The 25,210-nt window shown below is 67.3% G+C and carries 25 protein-coding genes; 7 read left to right on the forward strand and 18 right to left on the reverse strand.

Annotated features, from left to right (window positions below; genetic code table 11):
- Positions 1-9: 9 nt before the first annotated feature.
- The 5 genes from CLV49_RS05285 to CLV49_RS05305 form a co-directional block, all read right to left on the reverse strand.
- Positions 10-831, reverse strand: coding sequence for an IclR family transcriptional regulator (locus tag CLV49_RS05285; RefSeq protein ID WP_106562594.1), 822 nt, complete (start codon positions 829-831; stop codon positions 10-12).
- A gap of 43 nt (positions 832-874) precedes the next feature.
- A complete protein-coding gene (locus CLV49_RS05290) occupies positions 875-1,810 on the reverse strand; it encodes an ABC transporter permease (RefSeq protein WP_106562595.1) in 936 nt (311 codons plus the stop codon).
- Positions 1,807-2,922, reverse strand: a complete 1,116-nt coding sequence (locus CLV49_RS05295) for a putative B6 ABC transporter permease subunit 2 (RefSeq protein WP_106562596.1) — start codon at positions 2,920-2,922, stop codon at positions 1,807-1,809. Before CLV49_RS05295 ends, CLV49_RS05290 begins: the two co-directional genes overlap by 4 nt.
- Positions 2,919-4,517, reverse strand: a complete 1,599-nt coding sequence (locus CLV49_RS05300; RefSeq protein WP_106562597.1) for a putative B6 ABC transporter ATP-binding protein — start codon at positions 4,515-4,517, stop codon at positions 2,919-2,921. The genes CLV49_RS05295 and CLV49_RS05300 overlap by 4 nt, the downstream gene beginning before the upstream one ends.
- 105 nt (positions 4,518-4,622) lie before the next feature.
- Positions 4,623-5,720, reverse strand: coding sequence for a putative B6 ABC transporter substrate-binding protein (locus CLV49_RS05305; protein ID WP_106562598.1), 1,098 nt, complete (start codon positions 5,718-5,720; stop codon positions 4,623-4,625).
- Positions 5,721-5,904: 184 nt separating this feature from the next.
- Between CLV49_RS05305 and CLV49_RS05310 the strand changes: the two genes are divergently transcribed.
- The 4 genes from CLV49_RS05310 to CLV49_RS05325 all read left to right on the forward strand — a co-directional run bounded on the left by CLV49_RS05310 (position 5,905) and on the right by CLV49_RS05325 (position 9,596).
- A complete protein-coding gene (locus CLV49_RS05310) occupies positions 5,905-6,345 on the forward strand; it encodes a hypothetical protein (RefSeq protein WP_106562599.1) in 441 nt (146 codons plus the stop codon).
- A gap of 117 nt (positions 6,346-6,462) precedes the next feature.
- Positions 6,463-7,221, forward strand: a complete 759-nt coding sequence (gene pldA / locus CLV49_RS05315) for a 4-pyridoxolactonase (protein WP_106562600.1) — start codon at positions 6,463-6,465, stop codon at positions 7,219-7,221.
- A 90-nt stretch (positions 7,222-7,311) separates the two neighbouring features.
- Positions 7,312-8,046: a pyridoxal 4-dehydrogenase, SDR-type gene (gene pldH / locus CLV49_RS05320; protein WP_106562601.1), complete on the forward strand. Its 735-nt coding sequence runs from the start codon at positions 7,312-7,314 to the stop codon at positions 8,044-8,046.
- A gap of 8 nt (positions 8,047-8,054) precedes the next feature.
- The gene (locus CLV49_RS05325; RefSeq protein ID WP_106562602.1) at positions 8,055-9,596 is read left to right on the forward strand and encodes a GMC family oxidoreductase; all 1,542 of its coding nucleotides are present in this window, start codon (positions 8,055-8,057) and stop codon (positions 9,594-9,596) included.
- A gap of 156 nt (positions 9,597-9,752) precedes the next feature.
- On the opposite strand, the gene CLV49_RS05330 is transcribed toward CLV49_RS05325, so the two are convergent.
- Positions 9,753-10,643, reverse strand: coding sequence for an FRG domain-containing protein (locus tag CLV49_RS05330; RefSeq protein ID WP_127054470.1), 891 nt, complete (start codon positions 10,641-10,643; stop codon positions 9,753-9,755).
- Positions 10,644-10,754: 111 nt separating this feature from the next.
- Here CLV49_RS05330 and CLV49_RS05335 point away from each other — a divergent pair, with 111 nt between their 5' ends.
- Positions 10,755-13,169, forward strand: a complete 2,415-nt coding sequence (locus CLV49_RS05335) for an AAA family ATPase (RefSeq protein ID WP_106562604.1) — start codon at positions 10,755-10,757, stop codon at positions 13,167-13,169.
- Between the two features lie 120 nt (positions 13,170-13,289).
- Here the strand turns inward: CLV49_RS05335 and CLV49_RS05340 are convergent, their stop codons facing one another.
- From CLV49_RS05340 to CLV49_RS05390, 11 genes are all read right to left on the reverse strand, one after another.
- Positions 13,290-14,153, reverse strand: a complete 864-nt coding sequence (locus CLV49_RS05340) for a Fic family protein (protein WP_208019870.1) — start codon at positions 14,151-14,153, stop codon at positions 13,290-13,292.
- Entirely contained in the window at positions 14,150-14,899 is a 750-nt protein-coding gene (locus CLV49_RS05345) for a helix-turn-helix domain-containing protein (RefSeq protein WP_106562605.1), read from the reverse strand. The genes CLV49_RS05340 and CLV49_RS05345 overlap by 4 nt, the downstream gene beginning before the upstream one ends.
- A gap of 228 nt (positions 14,900-15,127) precedes the next feature.
- Positions 15,128-15,733: a hypothetical protein gene (locus CLV49_RS05350; protein WP_127054472.1), complete on the reverse strand. Its 606-nt coding sequence runs from the start codon at positions 15,731-15,733 to the stop codon at positions 15,128-15,130.
- A gap of 88 nt (positions 15,734-15,821) precedes the next feature.
- Complete coding sequence (locus tag CLV49_RS05355; RefSeq protein ID WP_106562607.1) at positions 15,822-16,136, reverse strand: hypothetical protein; 315 nt, start codon at positions 16,134-16,136, stop codon at positions 15,822-15,824.
- A gap of 249 nt (positions 16,137-16,385) precedes the next feature.
- Complete coding sequence (locus tag CLV49_RS05360) at positions 16,386-16,841, reverse strand: YbhB/YbcL family Raf kinase inhibitor-like protein (protein ID WP_106562608.1); 456 nt, start codon at positions 16,839-16,841, stop codon at positions 16,386-16,388.
- Positions 16,842-16,859: 18 nt separating this feature from the next.
- Complete coding sequence (locus CLV49_RS05365) at positions 16,860-17,699, reverse strand: alpha/beta fold hydrolase (RefSeq protein WP_106562609.1); 840 nt, start codon at positions 17,697-17,699, stop codon at positions 16,860-16,862.
- On the reverse strand, positions 17,699-18,634 hold the full coding sequence (locus CLV49_RS05370; protein WP_106562610.1) for a 3-hydroxyacyl-CoA dehydrogenase NAD-binding domain-containing protein: 936 nt from the start codon (positions 18,632-18,634) through the stop codon (positions 17,699-17,701). The genes CLV49_RS05365 and CLV49_RS05370 overlap by 1 nt, the downstream gene beginning before the upstream one ends.
- A 53-nt stretch (positions 18,635-18,687) precedes the next feature.
- Positions 18,688-19,467, reverse strand: a complete 780-nt coding sequence (locus tag CLV49_RS05375; protein WP_106562611.1) for a class II aldolase/adducin family protein — start codon at positions 19,465-19,467, stop codon at positions 18,688-18,690.
- A gap of 41 nt (positions 19,468-19,508) precedes the next feature.
- Entirely contained in the window at positions 19,509-20,087 is a 579-nt protein-coding gene (locus tag CLV49_RS05380) for an amino acid synthesis family protein (protein ID WP_106562612.1), read from the reverse strand.
- A complete protein-coding gene (locus tag CLV49_RS05385; RefSeq protein ID WP_208019871.1) occupies positions 20,084-21,223 on the reverse strand; it encodes an FAD-dependent oxidoreductase in 1,140 nt (379 codons plus the stop codon). The genes CLV49_RS05380 and CLV49_RS05385 overlap by 4 nt, the downstream gene beginning before the upstream one ends.
- Before the next feature lie 61 nt (positions 21,224-21,284).
- Entirely contained in the window at positions 21,285-22,421 is a 1,137-nt protein-coding gene (locus CLV49_RS05390; protein ID WP_106562613.1) for a M20/M25/M40 family metallo-hydrolase, read from the reverse strand.
- 218 nt (positions 22,422-22,639) lie between these two features.
- Here CLV49_RS05390 and CLV49_RS05395 point away from each other — a divergent pair, with 218 nt between their 5' ends.
- Positions 22,640-23,059, forward strand: coding sequence for a BLUF domain-containing protein (locus CLV49_RS05395; RefSeq protein ID WP_106562614.1), 420 nt, complete (start codon positions 22,640-22,642; stop codon positions 23,057-23,059).
- 100 nt (positions 23,060-23,159) lie between these two features.
- Positions 23,160-24,302, forward strand: coding sequence for an AI-2E family transporter (locus CLV49_RS05400; protein WP_106562615.1), 1,143 nt, complete (start codon positions 23,160-23,162; stop codon positions 24,300-24,302).
- 93 nt (positions 24,303-24,395) lie between these two features.
- On the opposite strand, the gene CLV49_RS05405 is transcribed toward CLV49_RS05400, so the two are convergent.
- On the reverse strand, positions 24,396-25,103 hold the full coding sequence (locus CLV49_RS05405; protein WP_106564907.1) for a TetR/AcrR family transcriptional regulator: 708 nt from the start codon (positions 25,101-25,103) through the stop codon (positions 24,396-24,398).
- Positions 25,104-25,210: the final 107 nt, after the last annotated feature.

Here is a 25,210-nt window from a genome sequence, read left to right on the forward strand (position 1 = left end):
GCGCGCTGGTCAGCCGCGATCGGCGATGACCGACTGGAACGTCTCCGCTCCGGCCCGCACGGCGTCGGCGATCTGCGTCTTGTGCTCGGGCGTGAGCCGGTAGTCGGGAGCGACGATCGTGAGCGCACCGGCCGAGATGCCGTTGCTGTGCACGATGGCGGCGCTCGCCCACACGCCGCGGTCGACCTCTCCGGCACTCTCCGCGTAGCCCGTGGCGCGCAGCGGCTCGAGGTCGGACTCGAGCTTGCCCTTCTCCTTCTTCGAGAGCGCCGGGCCGAGCCGGTTGAAGTACTGCGTGAGCTTGGCGGGGGTCAGCTCGCTGAGGAGGAGCTTCGCCGCCGCGCCGCCGTACAGGGGCATGAGGTTGCCCGGCTGGAAGGAGATGGAGATGGGGTGATCCGACTCGGCGATCGCGAGGCACACGGCCGAGTCGTTCACACGGCGCAGATAGAGGGCCGTCTCGCCGGTCTCCGCGGCCATCCGGTTGAGGATCGGCTGCACCTGGGAGCGGAAGTCGATCGCCGTCTCGGCCGCACGGGCGAGCCGCAGGATCTGCGGGGAGAGGACGAACCGCCCCTTCTCGCGCTCCTCGATGAGGTCGAGCTCACGCAGGAGTGAGATGTAGCGGTACGCGCTCGGCACGGAGATGTCGTGCTTCTCGAGAACGTTGTCGACCGTGAGCTCCGGTGTGCTCTCGCTGAACTCGAGGAGGATCTGGAGAGCCCGGCGCGCACTGTCGACGCCCTTCGTGCGCTGCGGTTCTGCGGCCACGGGCTCGGTGGCCTGGGGCTCGGACTCCTGCGCGGCGGTCTCGTCGTTGGCTTTCATCATCGGCTCCGCTCGATTGTACCGGCGCACCACAAACCCCGGACCGTCACCGGGCTCCGCGCGTGTAGGGGGTTCCGAGGGCCGGAGGGACCACGGAACTGCGGGCGAACACGATGAGCATGATGATGACGATGATGAACGGCAGCATCTTGATGAGGTCGGCCGGCACGGTGTACCCGATCACTTGGAGCGCCGGCCCGACGGCCACGGCGAGACCGTAGACGAGCGACGTGATCATGACCACGAGGATCCGACCACGCGAGAGCATCGTGATCACGATGGCGATGAAGCCGAGGCCGTTCGTGACGTGCGGACTGAACGTCGCCGTCGTGAGGAGGGCGAGGTAGGCGCCGCCGAGGCCGACGAGCGCCCCGCTCAGCACGACGGCAGCCGACCGCGTGCGGACCACGCTGCCGCCCGCCGCGTCGAGCGACGACGGCTTCTGCCCGGCGGACCGCGTGGAGAGGCCCCAGTTTGTGCGCGCGAGCGCGAACGCCAGGGCGAGCAGGAGCACGACGCACACCCAGAAGATGCCCGACTGCTGGAAGATCGACTGCCCGACGATCGGGATGTCCGAGAGCCCGGGGATGACGAGCCGTGGCTGGCTGCCGAGGCTCGAGGGCGACGACGTGTAGTTCTGCAGGTACAGCACGGTCGTGACGCCCTCGCCGATGAGCGTGACGGCGAGACCGATGACGATCTGGTTCAGTCCGAGCCACACGTTGAGCACGAGCATCGCCCCGTTGGCCACGACGCCGCCGATCATGCCGGCGATCATCCCGATCCAGAAGTTCCCCGTCACGAGGGTGACGACGAACCCCGTGTACGCGCCGATGAGCATGACGCCCTCGATGCCGAGGTTGAGCACGCCGGCCTGCTCGCCGATCGTCTCGCCGACGGCCGCGAGCATGAGCGGCATCGCCTGCGCGATCACCGTGGCGATGAAGACCGTGATGAAAGTGGCTGACAGCATCTCGCTCATGCCGACGTCCTCTCCGATGTGCGGGCGAACGGTTGGACGATGGTGCGGCGGAGGCCCGCTGGCAGGTAGCTCTGCCCGAGCCGCCGGCGCTCGCCGATGAACTCGGTGATGGTCATGAAGAGCAGGATGAGTCCGACGATCACGAGGAGGAAGTCCACGTTGAGGCCCGCCTGCTGGGAGGCGAGCGTGCCGCCCGTGGCGAGTACGGCGTAGAACGCGACGAACGGGATGGCCGCGACGGGGCGGAACCGCGCGAGGAACACGAGAGGCATGACCGCGTCTCCGTACCGGGGGTCCCAGTCGGCGCGCTGGTACGTGAACTGTCCCAGGATGTCGATCGAGCCGGCGAGCGCGATGAGTCCGCTCGACAAGGCGAAGAGGAGCACGACCATCCACGTGGAGTTGAGGCCCACGTGGCGTGCGGCCTGCGGGCTCGCGCCGAAGATGTCGATCCGGAGACCGAAGGACGTTCGGCTGAGGACGTACTGCCCGAGGAACGCGAGGGCGATGGCGATGAGGAAGCCGATGTGGATCTGCGTGCCCGGGATGTAGGGCAGCAACTCGGTGTCGCCGATCACGGTGGTCTGCGGCGTCGTCACGTTCGGGTCCTTGAAGACGCCCTTGATGAGGAGGTTCACGACGCCGACCGCGATGAACGACATGACGAGGGAGGTGATGATCTCGTTCGTGCCGTAGCGCGCCTTGAGGATCGCGGGCACGAGCGACCAGACCGCGCCGGTCAGGATGGCGACGAGGAAGATGATCACGGTCGCAAGCGCCGCGGGCATCGACGCGAAGAGGATCGGACCGAGGCCCGACGCGACGACCGCGCCGAGCAGGTACTGGCCGTTGTAGCCCAGGTTCCACAGCTGGCCGCGGAAGGCCACGATGATGCCGATCGCGACGATGAGCAGCGGGGCCATGAGCGCGAGGCTGCGCTGCCAGTTGCTCCCCGTGATGCCGTACTTCCAGACGCCGGCGAAGAAGTCGAGAGGGCTCGCGCCCATCGCGAGCATGATGAGCCCCGCCACGACGAGGGCGAGGAGGACGGGGACGACGGAGCGCACGAACCCCTGGGCGAGGCGCGCGGCCGTGGTGGTCTCGGTGGTCATCGGTCCGTGCCTTCGATCGCGCCGGTCATGTACTGGCCCACCTTCTCCGCCGTTCCGGCGCCGTCGTTGACGATGTCGCCCACGAGGCGTCCGCGGGAGATCACCTGGATGCGGTGCGAGAGCTCGATGAGTTCGTCGAGGTCGGTGGAGAGGAGGAGGACGGAGCCGCCGGCGGCGGCGAAGTCCTTGAGGATCTCGCGCACGAGGTGCACGGTCTTGAGGTCGAGTCCGTAGGTGGGCTTGTTCACCACCACGAGTCGGGCTCCGTTCTCGAGCTCGCGCGCGAGGAGGATCTTCTGGATGTTGCCGCCGGAGAGCGTTCCGGCACGGGTCTGGGGCGAGGGCGTGCGGATGCCGTACTCCTCGATGAGGCGATCCGCCTCTGCCTCGACCGCTTTCGGCTGGATGCGTCCGGACTTCCAGAACGGCCGCTCGCCGATGCGCTTGATGACGAGGTTGAGGGCCACGGACATCGATCCGACGGTGCCCTCGTGGAGGCGGTCGTCCGTGACGTACCGGATGCCGAGTCGCTGTCGGCCGCGCACCCCCGAGCGCGTGATGTCGTCGCCATCGAAGACGACGGAGCCGGACACGGCGGAGCGCTGGCCCGCGACGAGTTCCGAGAGGGCGCTCTGCCCGTGTCCGTCGATGCCGGCGATCCCGAGGATCTCGCCCTCCCGGAGGACGAGGGAGACGTCCTCGACCTCGACGTCGCGGCCGAGGCCGCGGCTGGACGCCCCGCGGAGCTCGAGGCGCACGGGACGGCTCGCGAAGTCGATCGCCTCCGTCTCCCTGCTGGCCTCGGTGGCGCCGGCGATCTCGCCCGCTTCGTCCCCGACCGCGGCGAGGTCCTCGCCGAACATCGCGGCGAGGATCGCGTCCTGCGCCTGCTGCTCGCTGTAGGTGGAGAGCTCCTCGGTGGAGATGTGTCCCACGTTGCGACCGCCGCGCAGGATGGTGACGCAGTCGCCCATTGCATACGCCTCGCGGAGCTTGTGGGTGATGAGCACGACGGCGAGGCCCTGCGCCGTGACGCGCTCGATGCTCTCGCCGAGGTTCTCGATCGCTTGCGGCGTGAGCATGGAGGTGGGCTCGTCGAGCACGAGGAGCCGGCTGCCCTTCCACATCGCCTTCGCGATCTCGACCTGCTGCTGCTGGCCGAGCCCGAGGTCGCCGGTGAGGGCATGCGGGTCGATGCGTACGCCGAGGAGGTCGGCGAGCTCGTCGAGACGCTCCGTGGCCCGCTTGGTGTCGAGCATCACGCCGGTCTCGCCGAGCATGAGGTTCTCGAGCACCGTGAACGCGGGTACGAGGGTGGAGTGCTGGTGGACGACGCCGATGCCGTGGTCCACGGCGATCTTTGGCGACGTGATGTCGACGACCGAGCCGCCGATCGCGATGGTGCCGGAGTCGGGCTGCTGCATCCCGGCGAGGATGCTGATGAGCGTGGACTTGCCGGCCCCGTTCTCGCCGAGGAGGCAGTGCACTTGCCCCGGCACGATGTCGAGGGAGATGTCGTCGTTGGCGATGACGCCGGGGAACGCCTTCGTGATGCCGCGCAGAGAGATGACGTCGGTCGTGGCCGTTGCCGTCACGGGTGCTCCTTGCCTGGGGAGGGGCGGATGGAGGGGTGGTCGGTGCCGAGGCGGGCGGGCCCCGGCACCGACCGGTATGGGGGTTACTCCCCCGCTACTCGACCGTCACTCACCCTTGGCGGCGATGACGGCGGCGACCTCGTCGGCCGATGTCGCGATCGTCGGCGTGATGGAGCCGTCGGAGATGCTCGCCGCTGCCGCGTCGACCGCTTCGGTGATCTCGGAGGTCAGCTGGTCCGTCTCCTGAAGGTACATTCCGCCGTTCTCCACGTCGACCGCGTACGTGGTGTCGCCGAAGGTGCCGGCCTCCACGTCCTTGATCGCCTGCACGTAGGCGGGCTCATAGTTCCAGCGCACGGAGGTGAGTAGCTTGCTCGGGTCGCTGAGGCCCGGGGTCACGTCGCCGATGTCGGCGATGTACATGACGCCCTCAGAGGCCTCGATGGCCTGCAGGTAACCGAGGGTCGCGCCGTCGCCCATGCCGAACACGACGTCGGCGCCCGACGCGATGATCTGCTCCGTCGCGACCTTGCCGCCGGCGGCGTCCGCGTATGCGGCCGGTCCCACGGAGGTGTAGAGCACCTGGATGGTGGGGTCGACGCTGTAGACACCCTCGGCGAAGCCGGAGGACATCGCGAACCAGTTGGCGTTGTCGGCCGAGACCACGATGCCGACCTTCTTGGAGGTCGTCGCCATGGCGGCGGCGACGCCCGCGAGGTAGCCGCCCTCCTGACCTTCCGGCTTCACGGCCGCGATCTGGTCTGGCACGTTCTCCTCCTCACCGGCGTCCTGGATGAGGATGGGCACGTTCTTGGCGGCCGCAGCCGCAGCGGCGCCGACGTTGTAGCCGGACGCGTGGGCCACGATGAACTGGGCTCCGCCGTCGGCGACCTGGTTGAGGACGGTCTCGATGTTGTCGTAGCCCGCGTCGGGCACGACGGTCACGTCGATGCCGAGCTCCTCAGCCGCGGCGTTCGCGGCCTCGATGCCCGCCTGGTTGTAGCCGTAGTCCGATTCGTTCTCGGGGGCGACGAGGGCGAACTGCGTGACCTCCGTGCCGGACGACGAGGCGTCGGTGTCGTCGGAGCCGCCCCCGCGACCCGAGGAGCAGGCGCTGAGAGCCACGACGAGGCCGCTCGCAACGGTGAGAACGAGCACGCGTGACGCTGTACCGCGGCGGGGGCCGCCGGTGAATCTGTTCATTGCCGAGATCTTCCTCTCAGGGTGATGGGCCCCTGGGACTCGAGTGCTGCAAGCGAGAAATCGTCTTACATTGTGCAGGGGTAGCGCTACGATATGAGAATAAGTACCGGTTGCCAAGCATGAAATTCAGTTGTTACACGTCGGTAACACTCACGGTCGACGCTGTCCTCAGGAGGTTGCGCCCATGACCCGCCCGGCCCGCATCACCCGCTTTCTGCTCGTCGCCGCGGTGGCGACGCTGCTCTCGTCCTGCGCCTCGGAACCCGGCGCGCCCGTGACGGACACCGCGACGCCCACCGCGAGCCTCTCCGCCGAGGACGCGGCGGCGCTGTCGCGATTGGCCGAGGTGGCCGGCCCCACGTCGAACGTGGATCCGGACGCCATCACGAGCACCGAGTGCTGGCTCCCCTCAGAGCATCTCATCGACGACGAGACCGTGAACGACACGACATGGCGCGTGCTCTGCCGCGCCCACTACGTCGACGACAGCGGCGACCGGTACCAGGACGCGACGTGCGTCGGCGACTTCGCCGCCGAGCCGATGATCGACCACTGCTACCGCTGGGCGTTCTACACGGGCATGCCTCACTTCGAGGATTTCCCCGGCATCACCGCCGACCGCTGACCCCGTGTTGTTACCGCGCCGTTAACTCGCGGGCGATTCCTTGACAGCCTTCGGAGTCTTCTCATAACGTGATCCCCAATTAACGACGGATGATAATTCGCGGGAAGCGGGAAGCACATGACAGACCCGAAGGTGTACCTCCTCGACGGCGGCACGCTCGTGATCGACGAGTCGGACGTGCACTGGCACATCAACGCGGGCAATCCCGTGCGCTTCCCCGTCTACAGCGTGCTCATCGAGCACCCCGACGCCCTCATCCTCTTCGACACCGGGTTCGACCTCGACCACGTCAACGCCGTGCTCCCGTTCGAGCTGCCGATGCAGACGCCCGAGCAGACGATCCCCGCGCAGCTCGCGGCGTGCGGCTTCACGCCCGACGACGTCGACATCGTCGTGAACTCCCACTTCCACTTCGACCACGTCGGCGGCAACAAGCACCTCACGAAGGCGGAGACGCTCGTGCACGTGGAGGAGCTGCGGCACGCGAAGGTGCCGGAGCCGTTCGAGCGGCTCGGCTACTCGGACCTGTCCTTCGACCACAAGGACACCACCTACCGCCCCATCTCGGGCGACTTCGAGATCGTGCCGGGTGTGTGGCTCTTCGAGACCCCCGGCCACACGATCGGCCACTACTCGCTGCTCGTGGAGCTCGAGAACGAGCGGAACATGCTGTTCTGCGGCGACGCCGCGTATACGCGCACGACCCTCGAGAAGGAGTGGATCGCCGGCTTCCACCTCGACCCCGCGAAGTCGGTGCAGGCGATCCGCCGCCTCAACTACCTCGCCCGCACGAAGAACGCCGACATCTACCCGTCGCACGAGCTCGCGTCCTTCGAGCAGTGGAAGCTCGCGCCCGACTTCTACGGCGGGCAGTAGCCTCCGCCCACCCAGCGCTCCGCCCGACACCGCATCGCCCCAGCACGTCACCACCCGAGAACGTCACCCGAGAACAGAGGACCGAAAGACATGCCCCACACCGACCAGCGCGTCGCCCTCATCACCGGCGCGGCCCAGGGCATCGGCGCCGCGATCGCCGACGAGCTCGCCTCCGACGGCCTGCTCGTCGTCGTGGCCGACGTGAACCAGGAGGGCGCCGAGGCAGTGGCCGCGCGCAACGGCGGCGTCGCGAAGGTGCTCGACGTGAGCGACCCGGCGCGCGTCGCCGCAGTGGTCGCCGAGGTCGTGGAGGAGTTCGGGCGGATCGACGTGCTCGTGAACAACGCGGCCCTCGTGCCGCTCACCCCCTGGGCGGACATCTCGTTCGAGGAGTGGCGGCGCGTCATGTCCGTGAACCTCGACGGCATCTACCTCATGACCCACGCCGTCACACCCATCATGGGGAAGGCCGGCTACGGCCGCATCGTCAACATCGCCTCGAACACCTTCGTGGCCGGAACGCCGAACTGCGCGCACTACGTCGCCACGAAGGGCGCGTCGATCGGTCTCGTCCGCGGCCTCGCCGGCGAGCTCGGCCCCCTCGGCATCACGATCAACGCCGTGGCCCCCGGCATCATCGCGAGCGAGGGCGTTCTCGGCGGCCCGCACGAGTCCGGCTTCGACTACGTCGTGCCCATGCAGGCCTTCGACCGCCGTGGTCTCCCCCAGGACGTCGCCCCCGCCGTCGCGTTCCTCGCCTCCGAGAAGGCTGGCTGGGTCACCGGCCAGACCCTCGTGGTCGACGCCGGCCACACCCGCAACTGAGCCCGGCCATGGCCTCCGACGTCCTCATCATCGGGGCGGGGTCGGCGGGGAGCGTCGTCGCGAACCGCCTGAGCGCCGACCCGTCCCGCACGGTGACCGTGCTCGAATCCGGCGAGCGCGTGACGGATCCGGAGATGCGGCGGCCCGAGCTGTGGCCGTTCATCCACGGACGCTCCTACGACTGGGCGTATCGGACGACGCCGCAGAAGGGACTCGCCGGGCGCTCGCTCGACTGGGCTCGCGGCCGCGGTCCGGGCGGCTCGAGCCTCGTGCACGCGATGGCTCACATGCGTGGCTGCCGCGCCGACTTCGCCCGCTGGGTGGAGGCGACGGGTGACGAGCGCTGGTCGTGGGATTCTCTCCTCCCCTCCTTCATCCGTTCGGAGTCGTTCTCCGGCGGAGCGAGCGACGTGCACGGCGATTCCGGTCCCCTCCCCGTGCTGCTTCCGGGCCCGGATCTGTCGAGCCCGCTCGTGCTCGACTACCTCGCGGCGTGGGAGGCGCTCGGCGTGCAACGGATCCCCGACCACAACGGCGGGGAGATGCTCGGCGCCACCCCCAACTCGCTGACCACCCGCGACGGTGAGCGCGTGACCGTGTCCGACGTCTACCTCGACCCGGTGCTGGGCCGCCCGAACCTCACGCTGCTCACCGGGGTGACCGTGCACCGGCTGATCGTGTCGCGCGGCCGGGTCACCGGTGCGGCCGTCACGCGCGACGGCCGCGACGAGATCATCGAGGCCGACACCGTGATCCTCTGCGGAGGGTCGATCGGCGATCCCCTTCTTCTCATGCGTTCGGGCATCGGCGACCCGGAGGTGCTCGGCGCCGCCGGAGTCGAGACGGTGCTCGAGTCGCCCGAGGTGGGCCGCAACCTCCACGACCACCTGCTCGGCGCCGGCAACCTCTACTCCTCTCGCATCCCCGTTCCGCCGAGCCGACTGCAGCTGTCGGAGTCGATGACGTACCTGTCGAAGGACGGCTGGGAGCGCACGAGCGGAGCGGCGGACATCGTGGTGGGCTGCGTCGTCGGCCCGAGTGCGTCCGAGTCGTTCACGGCGGAGGCCGCGCACGTCGCGCCGGGCGCTGGCTACACGCTCCTCTTCGGCGTCACGAACCCGACGAGCCGCGGCTCACTCCGCATCTCCGGGCCGGACATCGGAGACGAGCCGATCATCGACCCCAACTACCTCGACACCGAGCACGACCGCGAGATGTTCCGCCTCGCCCTCGAGCACGCGCGCATGGTCGGCCGATCGGACGAGCTCGCCCGCTGGCGCGACTCGGAGGTCCTGCCCGGCCCCTCGGTCTCGACGCCGGAGGAGGCCGACGCCTTCATCGCGCGAGCCGCGATCACGCACCACCACCCCGTCGGCACCCTGCGGATGGGCCACACGGACGACGCCCCAGTGACCCCCGACCTGCGCTTCCGCGGCGTCGACGGGCTCCACGTCGTTGACGCGTCCGTGATCCCGTCGATCACGGCCGGCCCGGTGCACGCCTCGGTGCTCGCGATCGCGGAGTCGTTCTCGGCGGCGGCGTCCTACTGATGAGCCCGCTCCTACCAGGAGCCCTAAGTGCATCTCACCCGACTTGAGCGCCCGCTGCCGCACGACTGCAGCTCCCGATCGTTGAAAAAGCCTGCACGCGGGGGTCAGGGAAGCAACCGCTGACCACTTCTTAGCCATGTTCCGACTCCGTTTTCCTTACCCCCGGAAGTTCTCTCCGTACTGCCGGTATCCCTCGTAGTCCGGAAAGAGGACGCGCGCGGAGCGGTTGTACGTTCCCTCGAGGTACTTCCTGAGCTTGACCTTTAGCTGCGCGTTGATCAGAATCGCGACGAAAGGCAGGGCTGCGGGCGCCCCGGCACCGCGAGGTTCAGCTAGTCGTCGCTCCAGCTGCTCTTGATCGATGCGCTTCCATGTCACACGTATTGAGTCGAACGGCGTGGGGGAAATCAGGGTAATGCCTGAGCCAAGGGCTTTGTCCTGCACTGGAGGAACCGCACCTGCAACAAAGAACCCCTCTTGAGCCCGAAGTCGAGCGTTTGGCGCAGCTGACTCCAGGATGAATGGGGTCCCTTGCAGGAGAGTTTGTTTGAGCCGCGCCGACTGCGGATCCGACACGGTCCCCCAGGTCGCTACTGAAGTGACAGTTGAGAGCCGATCCCAATTCGTGACGTTTAGGGCCAGAAGCAACCCGCTCTTGGCCGTACCTTCGACCGACGGCTGACACGCAAACCAAAGTGCCGTCATTGGGTTACTGGTTACGTCGATGAGACGTGTTGGGACGCCGAAATGCTGCAGATCGGACAACAACTGTAGGTCGTCGACACGTCCAGTGGCATGCACTCCGAGGCCCCATTCTCGTGCTTCACGAAGTATCTCAAGCTCGGCCCGCCGAACATCATCCTCAGTTGGACCAGCTATGCGCTGCAATGAAGAGCTGACACTGTAATCGGCGCTACTCATCCCCCGCCAAGCAAAGCGCTGACCAGTGCTATAAACGCCGATCGAGCCTATGAAGTTCATGACGTCCCGAGCGCTTGCTGGCTTTACCCAATGCCGGGTACTTTTCCACTTCCAACCAACGTCCATGGGGGGAGAGTAGCGCTCATTCGAGGAACAGTTAACAGAGGATCTATGCGCGACGCAGGCAGACTGGTCTAGCCTCCGTAACACGTCCGATTCGTGCTGGGAGTCCCGTCAATGAAGCTAACCCGTGTCGATATCCGGTTCTATAAGTCGTTCAACTTTGACTTCGAACTGAAAGCGCATCCGAAGGCCAAGCGCGAGGCTTGGGAGGATCAAGATGGCCCTTGGTTCCCGTTCGTACGAGTTCCGATCGACGGGGACATCACCGCAGTGGTTGGTGCAAATGAGTCAGGCAAGAGTCATCTGCTCGGTGCAATCAAGGCAGCGCTCGGCGTCACGCCAATCGATCGAGCCGATTTTTGCCGGTACTCCGCGCAATACTCGGTACAGCTTGAGCAATTGCGGCACCCAGAGTTTGGCGCATGGTTTGAACTCGAGCCCGAGGAGGAACGCGTCAATCTTCCTGCTCTAAAGAACGCGAGCCAATTCGCGCTGTTTCGCCCAGGTGCAGAAACCCCGTTCCTCGTCGTTGATGGCGAGCGTGTCCCGATCACCGCCGAGGAACTGAAAGTGCTGCAGTTGCGACTTCCAGGCGTATTCGTCATGGAAACAGATCTCGCAATTCCCGACAGCGTGTCCATCCGCCGCCTTGCGGGAATGACCCGTCCTACGCTTCGACGGCCCCAGCGGAGCGAACTTCTTGAGGAACTCGAGACGTCCGACCGATCCGAAAGTTCGCTCGGCACGCTCCTCGTCAAGTTACTCAGCCAATCCAGGCCAGTTAAGGGTGCGAGCGCTGATGAGGAGGCCGAGTTCAACCTCGCTCGCAAACTCCTTCTAGACGCCGCGAGGATCGCCCCCTCCGCGTTCCAGGAACTACATCGTGGGCTCGCAGAGGGCAAGGAAGGCTGGGTGGAAGGGCTAGTCGGTCGCATGAACGCCGCAATAAAGGAGAATCTGAACATCCAGCGTTGGTGGACTCAGGATAAGCAGTTCGATCTCCTCGTAGAAGCTCGTGAACATGAAATCGCGCTGACCATCCAAGATCGGACCACATCTACCTATTCGTTTAAGGAACGAAGCCAGGGCCTACGTTTCTTCCTAAGCTATTTTGTTCAGCTCATCGCACACCGCCTTGCCGGGAACGGCCGTGAAATTCTCTTGTTGGATGAACCCGACGCCTACCTCTCGAGCGTCGGACAGCAGGATCTTCTCCGCATCCTCCACGACTACGCGCGCCCCGAAGATGGCAGCCTCGGGGGACAGGTCGTGTACGTCACGCATTCACCCTTCCTCATCGACAAGAACGCACCCCAGCGGATACGGGTACTTGATAAGGGTGTGGACGAGGACGGCACCCGCGTAGTCAAGGATGCTGCAAACAATCGGTATGAGCCCCTCCGCTCCTCACTGGGCGCCTACATTTCCGAGACCGCCTTCATCGGAGGTCAGAACCTCTTCGTTGAAGGCGCTGGCGACCAGGTCATACTCGCTGGGCTCTCCGCCCATATTGCTCACGTTGAAGAATCCACCACGTCAGTGATGGACCTGAACCAAGTCACAATTGTCGGAAGCGGTGGCGCGGACGGGGTCCCTTACATGGTCTATCTCGCTCGGGGCCGAGACACAGTTAAACCCGCATGCGTCGCTCTATTAGACGGTGATGACGCTGGCCACCGCGCTGAACGCGTCCTTCGCCGAGGTGCTGACACACGGAGACAACGCATACTCGACGACGACTTCATCGTCAGAATCGATACCTGGGCCGACGGGCACAGCCTGCAAACCGATTGGGGAACCACCCCGATTGAAATTGAAGACCTCATCCCTGTGCCCATTGCACGCCGAGCGGCACTAAATCACATCGCTCGGTTCACCGACCTCACCGAGATAGCTGGCGCTAGCTTCTCCGCCGACTCCATCCTTGCTTCCGCCCAGGAACACAACAACATGTGGGCTGCCCTGGGGGCCTGCGTGAATGACACGTTCCCCGACGAGCATTTGGAGAAGGCAGGGTTCGCCAGAGAAGTGGTGAAGTTGCTAGAGCTGACCCCCAATGTCGAAGCCGCAGATGAGATCCGCCGCCGATTCGCCCTCCTGCTGGGTGATCTCGCTCGCCTACTGGAGGACGCTTCGGACAGGGAAACAAATGAGCGATCGAGTGACCAACTCGCCCGGCACATCCATTCGTTCCTCACCGACCACCCCTCCGGTATGCGGAAGTACGACGCGGGCCGACTCCTTCGCCAACTCGAGCTCGCCACGCCACAAGACTCACGCGCCGACGACACCCGCCTCGCACTGACATCAATCCGGCGCCGCTACGAGCTTGACGACCGAAGTCACCCTGCTGTCCCGCGATTCGAAGAGTTTCGGGACGCGATTCGAGCCCTCGGCCAACTGGAACGCCTTCAGTATCAGGAGGAAACCGAGACCGATCCCTCGGCCGCTGTCTCTCGCACTCCGGCTGACCCAGAACAGGGAACGAACACGCCCAGCGCGCCAGATCAGACAGATACGCCAGGCTGATTCGCCATGTCGAATTGCGACTAATTGACTGAGTTGCGGCCCGGAGAACGTCGGGACTGGGCTACGCGAAGCGCCATGCTGAGCGGTGCATCACCGGCCTAGTGCCGGACGGCCGACGCTCTATGGCCTTTCATCGATCGCGCAGTCCGCGATGAACCCCATGAGCGACGTCGCGTCGTCGTCCGTGAACAGGACGTCGAGGGCCTTGTTGAACTCGAACTGGCGGGCGAACGGGATGTTGACCACCTCGTACCCGTCGGCCATGAGGATTCCGGACATCATGAGTCGCGCTGTGCGCTTGTTGCCGTCGAAATAGAACTGCGCGCGCGTGGCCGCAGCGAAGTAGGCGAGCGCCCGTTCCCGTGCGTCGTCGAGCGTGTCGAGGAAGTCGACGGTGTCGGTGAAGCGGGCCTGCAGCTCCTCTTGCGGGACCCCGGCGACGATGCCGCCGCTTGCCAGGAGCACGTTTCCACCGCCGCCCGTCGGCCCCTCGCCCCGGAACGCACCGGACTCGATCGCCTCGTGCGTGGCGACCCGTCCGTGCAGGTCGTCCGACACCGCCTTCGTGAGGGCGAACCGGCCGGCTCCCACGAGGTCGTCGAGTCGGGAGTAGCCGTCCACGAGCGCGAGGACTTGTTTCTCCTCCTCGATCCTGCGGCCACCGACGGTGACGCCATCGAGGAGCGTGCGGACCTCCGGCAGCGTGAACGTGTTCCCCTCGAGAGCAGCTGCGTTCCACACGAGATCCGGGAGCGACTTCTCGAACCGGAACCGCGCGCGGGACGTCGACGACATCGCTATGCGCTCGAAATCGATCCTCGACGCGTCCCAGCGGATGCCGGTCGCGGCGAACGACTCGGCTCCCGCCGTGGACCGAGCCGGAACCTCGGGTGTCTTGTCCGCGAGCGGACGGCTGCCCTCCGGGCGGCCGGGCCGTCTCACATATGCATTGAGGCCGTCGCCCCACCCATTCGTCTCCGTCATCGCGTCCGCCCGAGGTGAGCGAGCGCCTGGTCTCGTGCGTCGTCGCCGAGACCGGCTGCGTCGATGTGAGCCTGAAGAGGCGAGACGAGCTCCACGTCCTCGATGGCCCCTCCCCCGGCGAAAACCGACGGATGCGCCGGCACGACTATGAGGTCGCACCGCTCCACGCGCCCCGGGCGGAAGCTGTCACCGAGGAGCTGGGCGATCTTCCGGGCGTCCTCCACCCAGAGGATCGTCGGAGCGTCGACCTCGATGCCGAGCGCGTCGAGCGCCGCCCACCCTGATAAAGCCCAACGCCCCTGCGATGACCGGCCAGCCGAAACAAGGCGATCCACTCGCCGGTGATCGCCACGGAGGTGGACGGCGTCCGGTCGGTGCGTCGGCGACGATGCGCGGCCCGCCTCATCGATGATCGCGACCTCTCGGTCGACGCCAGCGGTCCCGGCGGCGAAACGCTCAAGGCGGTCGCGCCACTCGGCCGAGGTCTCGGCCCACTCGTCGACCGATCGATCACCCAGGATCGTGCGAGCCGCGGCGGCGGCAAGCGGGTCACTCAGGGGAACGAGGCTCGCATCGATGTCGAACCCGGCGGCGATGGCCAGTTCGCGGAGATCGTCTGTGCGCGGAACGGCACCGTTGAGCAGACGGTAGAGCGTGGGCCGGCTGACGCCCGAGCGCTGGGCGACCGATGACACGCTGAGCGGCGCCGCCTCGCGGACGGCCCCGACTACTTCTTCGATGCGCACAAGTAAAGCGTATCAATTGTGAGACATAATTCTAGATTGCCTCATAATTGATACTTAAACTCAAGTTGCCGTTCGTATCGACGAAATGCGGACGAGTCGCCTGGCATTGCCGAGGATGAAGAATGACGTGAGCGACGGCGAAGGAAATGGGTATCCGACGGAGTTCACGTGACGATGTCCCCCGAAGGGAGAAGAGCGTTTCGCTTTTCCGCCTTATTCCTCGCGCGGCTACTGGTTTCGGATGCTGGCTGTTGGGCTGCCCGATGAGCACAGGGTGGAGGTTGTCAGGACGCTCCCACCAGCCACCGCGTTTTTGAACGCTCCCAAAGCGGCCTCGACGCTGATATTGCGGGTGGCCTTCCACGTCTGACTTCCCCAGGTGGCAAGTCCCGTGAACGAGTAGCTCTCCGCGTCCCACGGTGACGTGACGGCAACGTTCCAGGTCTGGCTCACTGGCTGGCCCTTGTTCGAGAAGATCGTGTAGCCGGTGCGGATCTGAGTTGTGCTGTTGAAGTACACCCAGGAGTCGCCGCAGGTGCCATGCGCCGTGTTGTTCGTCCCAACGGTCCCCTTCTTGGGAAGGGCGACGGCGTGAGAGAAGTCGCCATCTGGTGTGCCCGGTGCGACGATGAATTCTGTGCCGGCGGAGTTTTTGCGAACCTCGTAGCCATTCGCGATCGCGTTTGCTTTCGTCAGAGGGATGCTGGTCAGTTCAACCTTGACGTACTCGCCGATAGGCACTTCGTCGGCGATAGCTGGCGTGGCAGCGCTCCCGACAATCAGTGCTCCCAATACGGCTACCCCAGCGCCCCAGGTGCGAATTCCGTGCTTCATTGCTTCCCCTCTCGGCCAGGCCGAAGAAGGCCGGGTGCTCGCAGCCTAAACCCGAGGTACGGCCACCTGAGGCCCCCAGTGCGGGGCGTTAGGAGGGGGTCGGCTCAACCAAGAAGACGTGGGTATCGTCGTCCAGAGGCCGCGCAGCTTCGGCGTCTGTCGTTCCTGCCAGACGCAGTCCGACTCGTGCGAGAAGACCGTCGAGGTGTGCGCCGAGCGTGATCCGGTCGACGAACTCGAGGGAGGAGAAAGCGTCTTCAGCGATCGGCTCGTCGCTGGAGAGGCTCGTAACCCGAATGTCCCAGCTCTCCGCCCAATCGGCGGCACCAGCCACGCGCTTTGCTTGCACGCGCTGGGCGCGAGCGACGTCCTGAGCACTCATGGCGTAGATGGGCTGCGTCATCGACCCTCCTTGGATATGGCGATGACACTACCTTCACGAAGTTGAGGTGCGCTGATATTCGCCAGGTTGAACCGAAGGTCGATCCGCTCGCCGACGTGCTCGTGAACGCAGACGACTGAAACTCCGCTCTACGGGATGTCGTTCGGCCCGCGACCATTGGTCGCCGGACCGCGTCGACGTGCGGACTTCCGCCCTCGAACCCCGTTCGAGGAGACGATAGCCCGCACGTCGCGGGGGTGGGGCGGACCGTCAGGGACGGCTGAAGGTGCCGATGAAACGCGCCTGCTCGGCGATGTTGCCGGCGTAGGTCGTGAGGAAACCCTCGCGGGACGGCTCGCCCTCCACCTTCGTCTGCAGCGCGTAGACCCAGAAGTAGTAGTGGTGCTCGCCGTGGCCGGCCGGCGGCTGCGGGCCGAACCAGCTCGACTCGCCGAGGGTGTTCGGCCCCACGCGCACGCCGTCCGCCTCGAGGTCGAGGGTCGTGGCGTCGGGCGCGACGCCGTAGACCACCCAGTGCGTGAAGCCGTTGGGCAGCGGGGCGTCGGGGTCGTGCACGATGACCGCGAGCTCGACGGTGCCCTCGGGGGCGCCCGAGAACGAGACGGAGGGCGTGTCGTTGCCTCCGTCGGCGCTGAAGTTCTCCGGGATGCGCTCGAGGTTCTGGATGTCGGCGCTCGAGATGGCGAGGTCGGCGAAGAGGGGCATGGGTGTGGTTCCTTTCGGTCAGATGCCGAGAGCGCGAGCGATCTCGGCGGCAACGATGTCGGGGTTCTCTTCGGGAATGTAATGGTCGGCCGCGGGCACGTCGACCCACCGGTCCTCGGGGCGATCCTGTGCTGCACGTTCCCACGCGGCCTCGCTCACGATCGCACTCGCGCTGCCGCGGAGGTGCGTCATGGCGGTGGGAACGGAGCGAAACTCCTCGTCGAACGGCGTGCGGAAGCCGTCGATGAGCTGTGCCATCGCGGACGGAGAGGCGAGGGGTGCCCAGCCCCCGTCGGCCGTGGGCTGGTAGCCCCAGCGGGCCCGGCGCGAGACGGCCCCCGGCAGGATCTTCGGGTAGCGGGCGGCGAGGTACGCCTCGATCTCGGCGACATCCGCGAACTCACGGAACCCGCCGGCCACGCGCACCGCGAGCTCGTCGAGCACGTCCGCCTCGACGTACGGCGTGTAGTCCACGACGACGGCTCCCGAGACGCGGTCGGGATGCAGCGCCGCCGCGAGCCACGCGTTCCGCCCGCCGAGCGAGTGACCGGCCACGAGGGCGTGCTCGATGCCGAGGGCGTCGAGGACGGTGACGACGTCGGTCACGAAGTCGTCACCCGCGTAGCCGTGATCCGGCTTGTCGCTGCGGCCGTGACCGCGCTGGTCGAGCGCGATGACGGTCGCCCGGTCGGCGAGCAGGTCGCCGACCGGCTCCCACACGGCGTGGTTCGCCGACGTGCCGTGCAGGAGCACGACGGCCGGGCCGGCCCCCCGCACCCGGAACGCCAGCTCTATGCCGGCGCCCCGGGTGCGGGAGAGGCCGTCGCCGATGTCGACGACGGAGGGCGTCAGGGCCATCAGACGTTCGGGATCGAGGCCAGCGTCTTCCGCGCGGCGATGAGGCCCGTGATGATCTCCTTGCGCTTGGCGTCCACGTCGCCCTCGCCGTACTCGTACATTCCGCCGTTCGACTTGAAGCCGAGCTGGCCGGCGGCGATCTTGTCCTTGATGAACTCCGGGGTGTCCGTGCTGTTGTCGAGGTCCTTGTTGAGGTAGCTCGAGACCGCCTGGTAGATGTCGAGGCCGGCCATGTCGAGCAGGCGCGTAGGGCCGACGACGGAGAGCTTGTAGCCGATGCCCCATTTCACGCACGCGTCGAGGCCCTCTGGCGTGACGATGCCCTCTTCGAGGAGCGCCATGCACTCGCGGAGGATCGCGTAGAGCACGCGGTTCTCCACGAAGCCGGGGATCTCCTTCTCGAGAACGGGCACGTAGTTGAACGCCTTCACGATCTCGATGAGCCGGTCGACGTGCTCCGGAGCGGTCGCGTTGCCGGGGATCACCTCGATCATGGGGATGAGGTGCGGCGGGTTCGACCAGTGCATGCCGATGAGGCGCGCGGGCACCGTCATCGACTCCGCCATCGTGCTGATGGGGATGCCGGACGTGTTCGTGGCGATGATGACGTCGTCGCCGATGCGCGCCTCGAGGTCGGCGAGAACCGAGCGCTTGAGCTCGAGCTTCTCGGGGACGGCCTCGATGATGAGCTCGGTGTCGGCGAGCGCCGCGTCGAGGTCGGTGCCGAACGTGACGGATCCGCCGGGGGCCGACGGGGAGTCGACGGCCTCGAGGACGCCGCGCACCATGTCGTACGCAGCCTCGGCGCGCGTGATGGCGTCGGCGGAGATGTCGTACAGGCGCACGGTGGCGCCGGCGCGGGCGAGGGTGGCGGCGATGCCCGGGCCCATGGTGCCCGAACCGATGACGGTGGCGATCGTGGGGAGACTGCTCATGACGTGGCTCTCTTTCGCGGGTGGGGACTGGTGGAGTGGTCTGGCGGGACGGGTCAGATGCCCGGCGGGAGGGCGATCGGCGAGATGCCGAGGCCGAACGCGGCCTCCACCCGATCGAGGCGGCGGTTGAAGAAGGTCCAGAAGTTGTGCTGGGCCTTCGCCGGGTAGATGCGGTCGAACTTCTCCTTCGTCTCCTCGGCGTCCGGCTCGAGGGGCGAGAAGCCCGATGCCTTGAGGTCGACCTGGAAGCGCGCGGCCTTCTCGAGGAAGATGCCCGTGAGCGTCACCTCGGCCACGGTGCTGCCGACGAAGGCGACGCCGTGGTTGGCGAGGAGGAGCGCCTGCGCGTCGCCGAGCGCCTGCGCGGCCGAGACACCGAGCGGCACGGTCGTGATGATGTGGCTCGTCTCGGCGAAGCGCGGAACACCCTCGTACGCGAACCACACGCCGTGGTTGTTGTACGGCTTGAGGGTCTCGTCCGATGCGCCGAGCACCGTCGAGTAGTGGGCGTGCGAGTGACCGACGAAGTTGACGTCGGGGCGCGCCTTCATGATCTCGGCGTGCAGCGGCCACTCGAGGTGGCGCAGGCCGGTGCCCTCGAGAACGGCACCGTCGAAGTCGATGAGGATGAAGTCGTCGCCCTCCACCTCGCTGAGCGCGAGGTTGCCGCGCTTCAGCCAGAGGCCGCGGCCGAACGGGTCCCGGAACGAGAGGTGGCCCATCGACATGTCGCCGTGGCCCTCCAGCTCGAGGATCCGGTGCGCCCGCGCGACGTCCGCGAGGATGCTGGCGATGGACTGGTCTTCGAAGTACGGGTTGTGCGAGTAGGTCACGGGACTCCTCTTATCTGTCGGGTGTGCGAGCGGTCGGCGGGTCAGGCGCCGGTCACGTCGGCCACGGTCATACCGCCGACGCGGGCGTTCACCCGGCCGCCGGTGGCCACGGCAGCGATGACGACGATCTCGTCCGGGCGCGGGGCGTCCGGGAGCGTGATCGTGATCGCGTCGTAGTGCGACCGCACGTAGACCTCATCCTTGTACGCGAGCGGCACATCGATCGAGGTCCCCGTGCCTGCGACCTTCGTGGCGGAGGAGATCCAGGCCTCTCCACCGCCGACGGCTGCACGGAGGGCGTTGCCGAACACGGTCGTGACGCAGGCCACGATGTGCTCCTGCTCGCCGTTGACTCCGACGAGGCCGCCCTTGCCGTAGCTCTCCACGGGACGACCGCCGAGCAGGGCGACGGCGCGTTCGCCGAGCTCGCGCCCGAGGCCCTCGCTCGCGTCGGTGAGGGGCGAGAGGTCCTCCACCCAGCGCCCGGCGAACGGGTTGCGGAACACGACCGCGACGGCCGCCTTCACGAGGGGCTGCTCGGGGGCCGGACCGAGCTCGTGCACGGTCTCCTGGACGAAGGAGTGCCAGGCGCGGACGGCGTAGATCGAATCGATGGTCATGGGGTCGTCACCTCGTGTCGCTGGGGGTCGGTCGGGTTGTAGAGGGCCGTGCGGATGCTGTCGCCGACGAACTGGTTGCCCTTCGCCATCTCGCGGGTGTCGGCGTACCACTGCGAGCGGTCCTGGGCGAGGTCGGTGATGGGGCGCTCGAGGCGCTCCCACTCACGGAGGGCTTCCGGCATGTCGTCGGTCGCGGCTGTGGCCGCGGCGGCGAGGGTCCACGCGTTCTGCATCGCGGTGCCGGCACCCTGCGCGAGCGCGGGACACATCGCGTGGGCGGAGTCGCCGATGAGCGCGACCTTGCCCTCCGTCCAGCGGTCGAGGCGCGTGGTCTGGTAGCCGTAGTAGCGGCCGGGGATGCGGGCGGCGTCCTCGAGGACGGGGGCGAGCTGCGGGAACACGGACGTCCACAGCTCGAGGTCGATCGGCACGCGCGAACCATCGGCGTCGGCGGACGGCGACATGAGCGCGATGTAGAGCTCCTCGTCGTTCGCCGGCGTGTAGAGGATGCGGAGCACGCGGGGGTCGAGGTTCCAGAAGTCGATGACGTTGTCCCACTCGGTGTCCGGTTCGAGCGCCTGCAGCTCGGCCTTGCGGCGAGGGACGAGGAAGCGCGTGATGCCGTCGCCCGACCGCTCGCGCTTGAGGGGGATCCCGAGCGAATCGCGCACGGCCGAGCCGACGCCGTCCGCACCGACCACGAGGTCGGCCTCGGCCGTCTCCCCCGAGGCGAACGTGACCGTGCCGTCGGCGGTGGCGCCGACCACCTCCGATCCGGCGATGACCTCGACGCCCGACTCGCGCGCCGCCGTGAGCAGGCTCGCGTGGAGGTGGGGCCGCGTCATGGTGCGCCAGCGCACGCCCTCGAGCGTCTCCTGCGACTGGATGACGTTGTTCATCCGCGTCTCATACGCCGGCGGGGTCATCGAGCGCGAGGCGAGATCGGGTCCGGCGCCGATGCGATCGAGCACCTGGAGGCTGTTGTTCCAGAGCACGATGCCGGCGCCCTCGGCGCGCAGCTCGCGCGCACGCTCGTGCACCCGCACGCTCCAGCCCATCTGGGCGAGGGCCGTGGCCACGGTCAATCCGGCGAAACCCCCGCCGGAGATCTCGGCACGTCGTCGGCTGTCGGTCATGTGGTGATCCCATCTGTTCTGTGCATGGCGTGCTGTCGTCCTGTGTGTTCCGGCGCCGGTCCTAGCCGGCGGCGCCCGCGCCGAGTCGGATGACCGAGAGCCCGAGGACCTCCGCGGTCGTCACGGCGCAGTCCTTGCCGGCCGGGCCCGCGAACTCCTCCGCTCCCTGCGGCGTGTGGTACCGCCAGCCGTCGCCGCGGCCGACCCCCACGATCGCCGCGCGGGCGACCTGTGAGACGTTGCCGAAGTCGGTGGCGAAGCCGAGTGGCGGCGGGTCGGCGATGAAGGTGCGTCCGGCCGCCGTGAAGGCGTCGCCCACGACGGCGGTTACGGCGGCGTCGGGGCGCACCGGCAGGATGGCTGCCGAGCTCGTCCAGGTCGCGGGTCCGAGGCGGTCGTGGAGTTCCGCGACACGGGACTCGAGCTCGTCCTCGGTCCAGGCGAACACGAGGAACTCAGCCGTGAAGGTCATGCCGGCCGACTCCTCCACGTCGCCGTCCATCGAGACGGACTCGATGATGAGCGTGGCCGGGTCCATGGCCTCGGAGATCCCCGAGACGGCGGCGAGGGCGGCGAGCGGGGTCGAGACGACGTCGCGGCGCAGGGTGCGGATGCCGACGACCGTCGCGGTCTCCCGGCGCATCCAGAGGGAGGCGGGCCACACGGTGTCGATGAACTCGGGGTGCGGGTAGAGGACCACGTCGATGTCGTCGAAGACGCCGCGATCGGCGGCGAGCGCCTTGCCGCTGCCGAGCTCGCGCGTTCGGGGCGAGTGGATCTCGTCGGCCGGGCAGCCCACGATCACGACGGTGCCGGTGAGCTGCTCGCGGACGGCGGCGAGCGCGAGGGCCGCGCCGATCACGCCACCGGCCTGCGGACCGTGTCCGCATGAGTGGACGGGTTCGACCGCACCGGCATCGTTCTTCGAGGCGGGCGCGTCGTACACCGCGATGAGGCCGACCGTCGTGCCGGGCGACCCGAGCTGGAGCTCGGCCCGGAAGGCCGTGGGCATGCCGACGATCCCCTCGCTGACGGTGTAACCCGCGTCGCGGAGACGGGCGGTCAGATGGCCGGCGCTCTCGGTCTCCTCGTGGGCGAGCTCGGCGTGCGCGGTGATCGCGTCGACGATCTCGTGGATCGTCGGGGTCGCGGCGACCACCGCGTCCCTGAAGCGCCCGTCGTGCGATTCGACAGCCATGGGCGGCCCCTCCCCGTCAGTTGATTATTACTATGTAGATCGGATTGTCATCATATGATGAACCATCGACGATTCTTCAACACGGCGGGAAATGTAACAAGCCCTTAATAGACGCCGGCCTGACCCGCACGGCGACCCGACGCAAGGGGTTCGCCCGTACCCGCGCGGGTGCGAAGCTGTCCGAGGATGAGGGCCACCGACCCGACCGGAGGAGATCGATGCTGTCGATCGTTTACTCGAGCAAGGCCACCGAGGCGTTCGAGGAAGCGCACCTCGTCGACGTGCTCCTGCGCAGCCGCCGGAACAACCGCAGGCTCGCCCTCTCCGGCATGCTCATCTACCGCGACGGCTACTTCCTCCAGGCCATCGAAGGCCCCGAGGCGGAACTCCGCGAGCGGATGACCCGGATCGCCGCCGACCCGCGCCACTCCGACATCGCCGTCCTCCTCGAGGAGACGATCGATGAGCGCATGTTCCCCGCCTGGACGATGGGCTTCCAGGAGACCGACGCGCAAGCCGGTGACCCCGCGCCCGGACTGCAGGCCGTGTTCGACGACATCGCCGCCGGGCGTGACCCCGTCGAGACCGTTCCGTCGCTGCGCGAGGTGATCCGGAGGTTCCAGAGCGACTCACGCTGACACGCCCTGCCCTGTATCAGCCCGCCGCTCGCGGCGGGGGTGGTGGCGTCCCGGTCGATCGTCCTGTTTGCTGGACGGACACCGATCGAGGAGCGCGCGCATGGGGTTGTTCAACAGTAAAGACACTCAGGTGACGAGGGACGATGCGCCACCGAGCGTCACGAAACCTCCGGCGACGCTCTGGAGCGACGGCTTCGGCAAGCTCGCGACGCGGTGCGTGCAGATCATCGCGATCCTCATCGTCGTGATCGGCATCGTCTTCGCGATCACACAGCTCTCGCTCGTGTTCATCCCCGTCGCGATCGCCCTCATCCTCGCGGCGGCGTTCCACCCGGTGATGCACGCGATGCGGAAGAAGATCCCCTCGATCCTCGCCACGTGGATCGCGCTCATCGGCATCGTCATCGTGCTGGGCGGCGTGGGCTGGCTCATCGTCACGGCCGTGCGGAACCAGCTCGACGAGCTCATCGACTCCGCGGCCGAGGGCATCGACAAGCTGCACGACTACATCCTCACGCTGCCGTTCTCCATCAGCGAGGAGCAGATCACGGGCTTCCGCGACAGCGCGGTCGACTTCCTCACGAGCAGCCAGTTCGGCAGCGGAGCGCTCGCCGGCGTGGGGGCCGCGAGCAACTTCTTCGTGGGCCTGTTCCTCATGATCGTGCTGCTGTTCTTCTTCCTGAAGGACGGACCGAAGATCTGGGAGTTCCTGCTGCGGCCGTTCACGGGCGAGCAGTACGAGCGCGCTCGTCGCATCGGCGACAAGTCCGTCACGACGCTCGGCGGGTACGTGCGCGGCACCGCGGCCGTCGCGGCGGTCGACGCGATCGGCATCGGCCTCGTGCTCTTCTTCCTGGGTGTGCCGCTCGCGCTCCCGCTCGCCGTGATGGTGTTCGTTCTCGCGTTCATCCCCCTCGTGGGTGCGACGCTCGCCGGAGCGCTCGCGGTGCTCGTGGCCCTCGTGGCGAACGACCCGATCACCGCCGTCTGGGTGCTCGTGGCCGTGATCGCGGTGAACCAGCTGGAGGGCAACTTCCTGCAGCCGATCCTCATGGGCCGCTCGCTCAAGCTGCACCCGCTCGTCATCCTGGTGGCGCTGACCGCCGGAACGATCCTCGGCGGCATCGTCGGCGCGGTGCTGTCGGTGCCGATCGCCGCGGTGGCGTGGGGCATCATCTCGGTGTGGAACGGCGAGAACGAACCGGCCTGGCCCGCGAAGCAGAAGCGCCCAGAGCCCTCCTGACCCCTCCCCCACCCCAAAAAGATCGCGATACAGCCCCAAATTTCGGGCTGTATCGCGATCTTTTTGGGGTCTTGGGGGGTGTGGGGAGGGGGGTCAGGCGGGGAGGGGGAGGATGAGGGCGAGGTAGTCGCGGAGGGCCGCAGCCATGTCGACGGCGTCCGCGTCGTACAACCACTGCAACTGGATGCCGTCCCACAACGCGATGATCGTCGCGGCGGCGATCGCCGGGTCCACGCCGTCGCGGAGCAGACCCAGGTCGCGCAAGCGCTCGAGGTCCACGACGTAGCCCGCCCGCATGCGCGCGAATCGCTCCGCGAAGTAGTCGCGCCCCGGATGATCGTCCGTGACCCCTTCCCCCACGAGCACCGCATACAGCTGGATGACGCCGGGGACCCCCTCGTTGAACGATGCCTGCGTCGTGATGAGGTCCGCGAAGCGCACGGCCGGGATCCGTGGATCCTCCGCCGCGAGCCCCCGGAGTGCGTCAGGGGCGAGCACGGGTTCGACCGCATCCCGGCTCGCGATGACGGCGAGGAACAGCTCCTCCTTCGACGGGAAGTGATGGAGCAGGGTCGTCTGGCTCATCCCCACCCGTTCCGCGACCTCGCGGAGAGAGGCGGCTCGGAACCCGCGGGTCGCGAACACGTCGAACGCCGCCGCGACGATCGCGCGGCGGCGCTCCGCCGACTTGGCATACGGGCCGCGGCGACGACGAACCGCGGGCACCTCGGCGGGCGGGTCCGCGGGCGCCTCGGCGGGCGGCTCCGCCACGCGCAGGGCGCCGTCATCGGGTGCACTCATGGGCGTCACCAGCCTCTCGGTTCGGGTTCCGTGGCGGTCGTTCCGGCCTGGGCGCCCCTCGTCGTCCCCGCCGGTCAGGCCGCCAGCGTAGCGCAGACGAATTTCGA

It is taken from the genome of Labedella gwakjiensis (assembly GCF_003014675.1).
Taxonomy (GTDB): Bacteria; Actinomycetota; Actinomycetes; order Actinomycetales; family Microbacteriaceae; genus Labedella; species Labedella gwakjiensis.

Coding starts and splice junctions, on each gene's coding strand:
- CLV49_RS05385 (WP_208019871.1), bottom strand. CDS start 21,223: ATGACCGACAGCCGACGACGTGCCGAGATCTCCGGCGGGGGTTTCGCC.
- CLV49_RS05305 (WP_106562598.1), bottom strand. CDS start 5,720: ATGAACAGATTCACCGGCGGCCCCCGCCGCGGTACAGCGTCACGCGTG.
- CLV49_RS05310 (WP_106562599.1), top strand. CDS start 5,905: ATGACCCGCCCGGCCCGCATCACCCGCTTTCTGCTCGTCGCCGCGGTG.
- CLV49_RS05325 (WP_106562602.1), top strand. CDS start 8,055: ATGGCCTCCGACGTCCTCATCATCGGGGCGGGGTCGGCGGGGAGCGTC.
- CLV49_RS05290 (WP_106562595.1), bottom strand. CDS start 1,810: ATGAGCGAGATGCTGTCAGCCACTTTCATCACGGTCTTCATCGCCACG.
- CLV49_RS05285 (WP_106562594.1), bottom strand. CDS start 831: ATGATGAAAGCCAACGACGAGACCGCCGCGCAGGAGTCCGAGCCCCAG.
- CLV49_RS05400 (WP_106562615.1), top strand. CDS start 23,160: ATGGGGTTGTTCAACAGTAAAGACACTCAGGTGACGAGGGACGATGCG.
- CLV49_RS05360 (WP_106562608.1), bottom strand. CDS start 16,841: ATGCCCCTCTTCGCCGACCTCGCCATCTCGAGCGCCGACATCCAGAAC.
- pldH (WP_106562601.1), top strand. CDS start 7,312: ATGCCCCACACCGACCAGCGCGTCGCCCTCATCACCGGCGCGGCCCAG.
- CLV49_RS05295 (WP_106562596.1), bottom strand. CDS start 2,922: ATGACCACCGAGACCACCACGGCCGCGCGCCTCGCCCAGGGGTTCGTG.
- CLV49_RS05365 (WP_106562609.1), bottom strand. CDS start 17,699: ATGGCCCTGACGCCCTCCGTCGTCGACATCGGCGACGGCCTCTCCCGC.
- CLV49_RS05330 (WP_127054470.1), bottom strand. CDS start 10,643: ATGGACGTTGGTTGGAAGTGGAAAAGTACCCGGCATTGGGTAAAGCCA.
- CLV49_RS05340 (WP_208019870.1), bottom strand. CDS start 14,153: ATGACGGAGACGAATGGGTGGGGCGACGGCCTCAATGCATATGTGAGA.
- CLV49_RS05370 (WP_106562610.1), bottom strand. CDS start 18,634: ATGAGCAGTCTCCCCACGATCGCCACCGTCATCGGTTCGGGCACCATG.
- CLV49_RS05355 (WP_106562607.1), bottom strand. CDS start 16,136: ATGACGCAGCCCATCTACGCCATGAGTGCTCAGGACGTCGCTCGCGCC.
- CLV49_RS05350 (WP_127054472.1), bottom strand. CDS start 15,733: ATGAAGCACGGAATTCGCACCTGGGGCGCTGGGGTAGCCGTATTGGGA.
- pldA (WP_106562600.1), top strand. CDS start 6,463: ATGACAGACCCGAAGGTGTACCTCCTCGACGGCGGCACGCTCGTGATC.
- CLV49_RS05395 (WP_106562614.1), top strand. CDS start 22,640: ATGCTGTCGATCGTTTACTCGAGCAAGGCCACCGAGGCGTTCGAGGAA.
- CLV49_RS05390 (WP_106562613.1), bottom strand. CDS start 22,421: ATGGCTGTCGAATCGCACGACGGGCGCTTCAGGGACGCGGTGGTCGCC.
- CLV49_RS05380 (WP_106562612.1), bottom strand. CDS start 20,087: ATGACCATCGATTCGATCTACGCCGTCCGCGCCTGGCACTCCTTCGTC.
- CLV49_RS05405 (WP_106564907.1), bottom strand. CDS start 25,103: ATGAGTGCACCCGATGACGGCGCCCTGCGCGTGGCGGAGCCGCCCGCC.
- CLV49_RS05335 (WP_106562604.1), top strand. CDS start 10,755: ATGAAGCTAACCCGTGTCGATATCCGGTTCTATAAGTCGTTCAACTTT.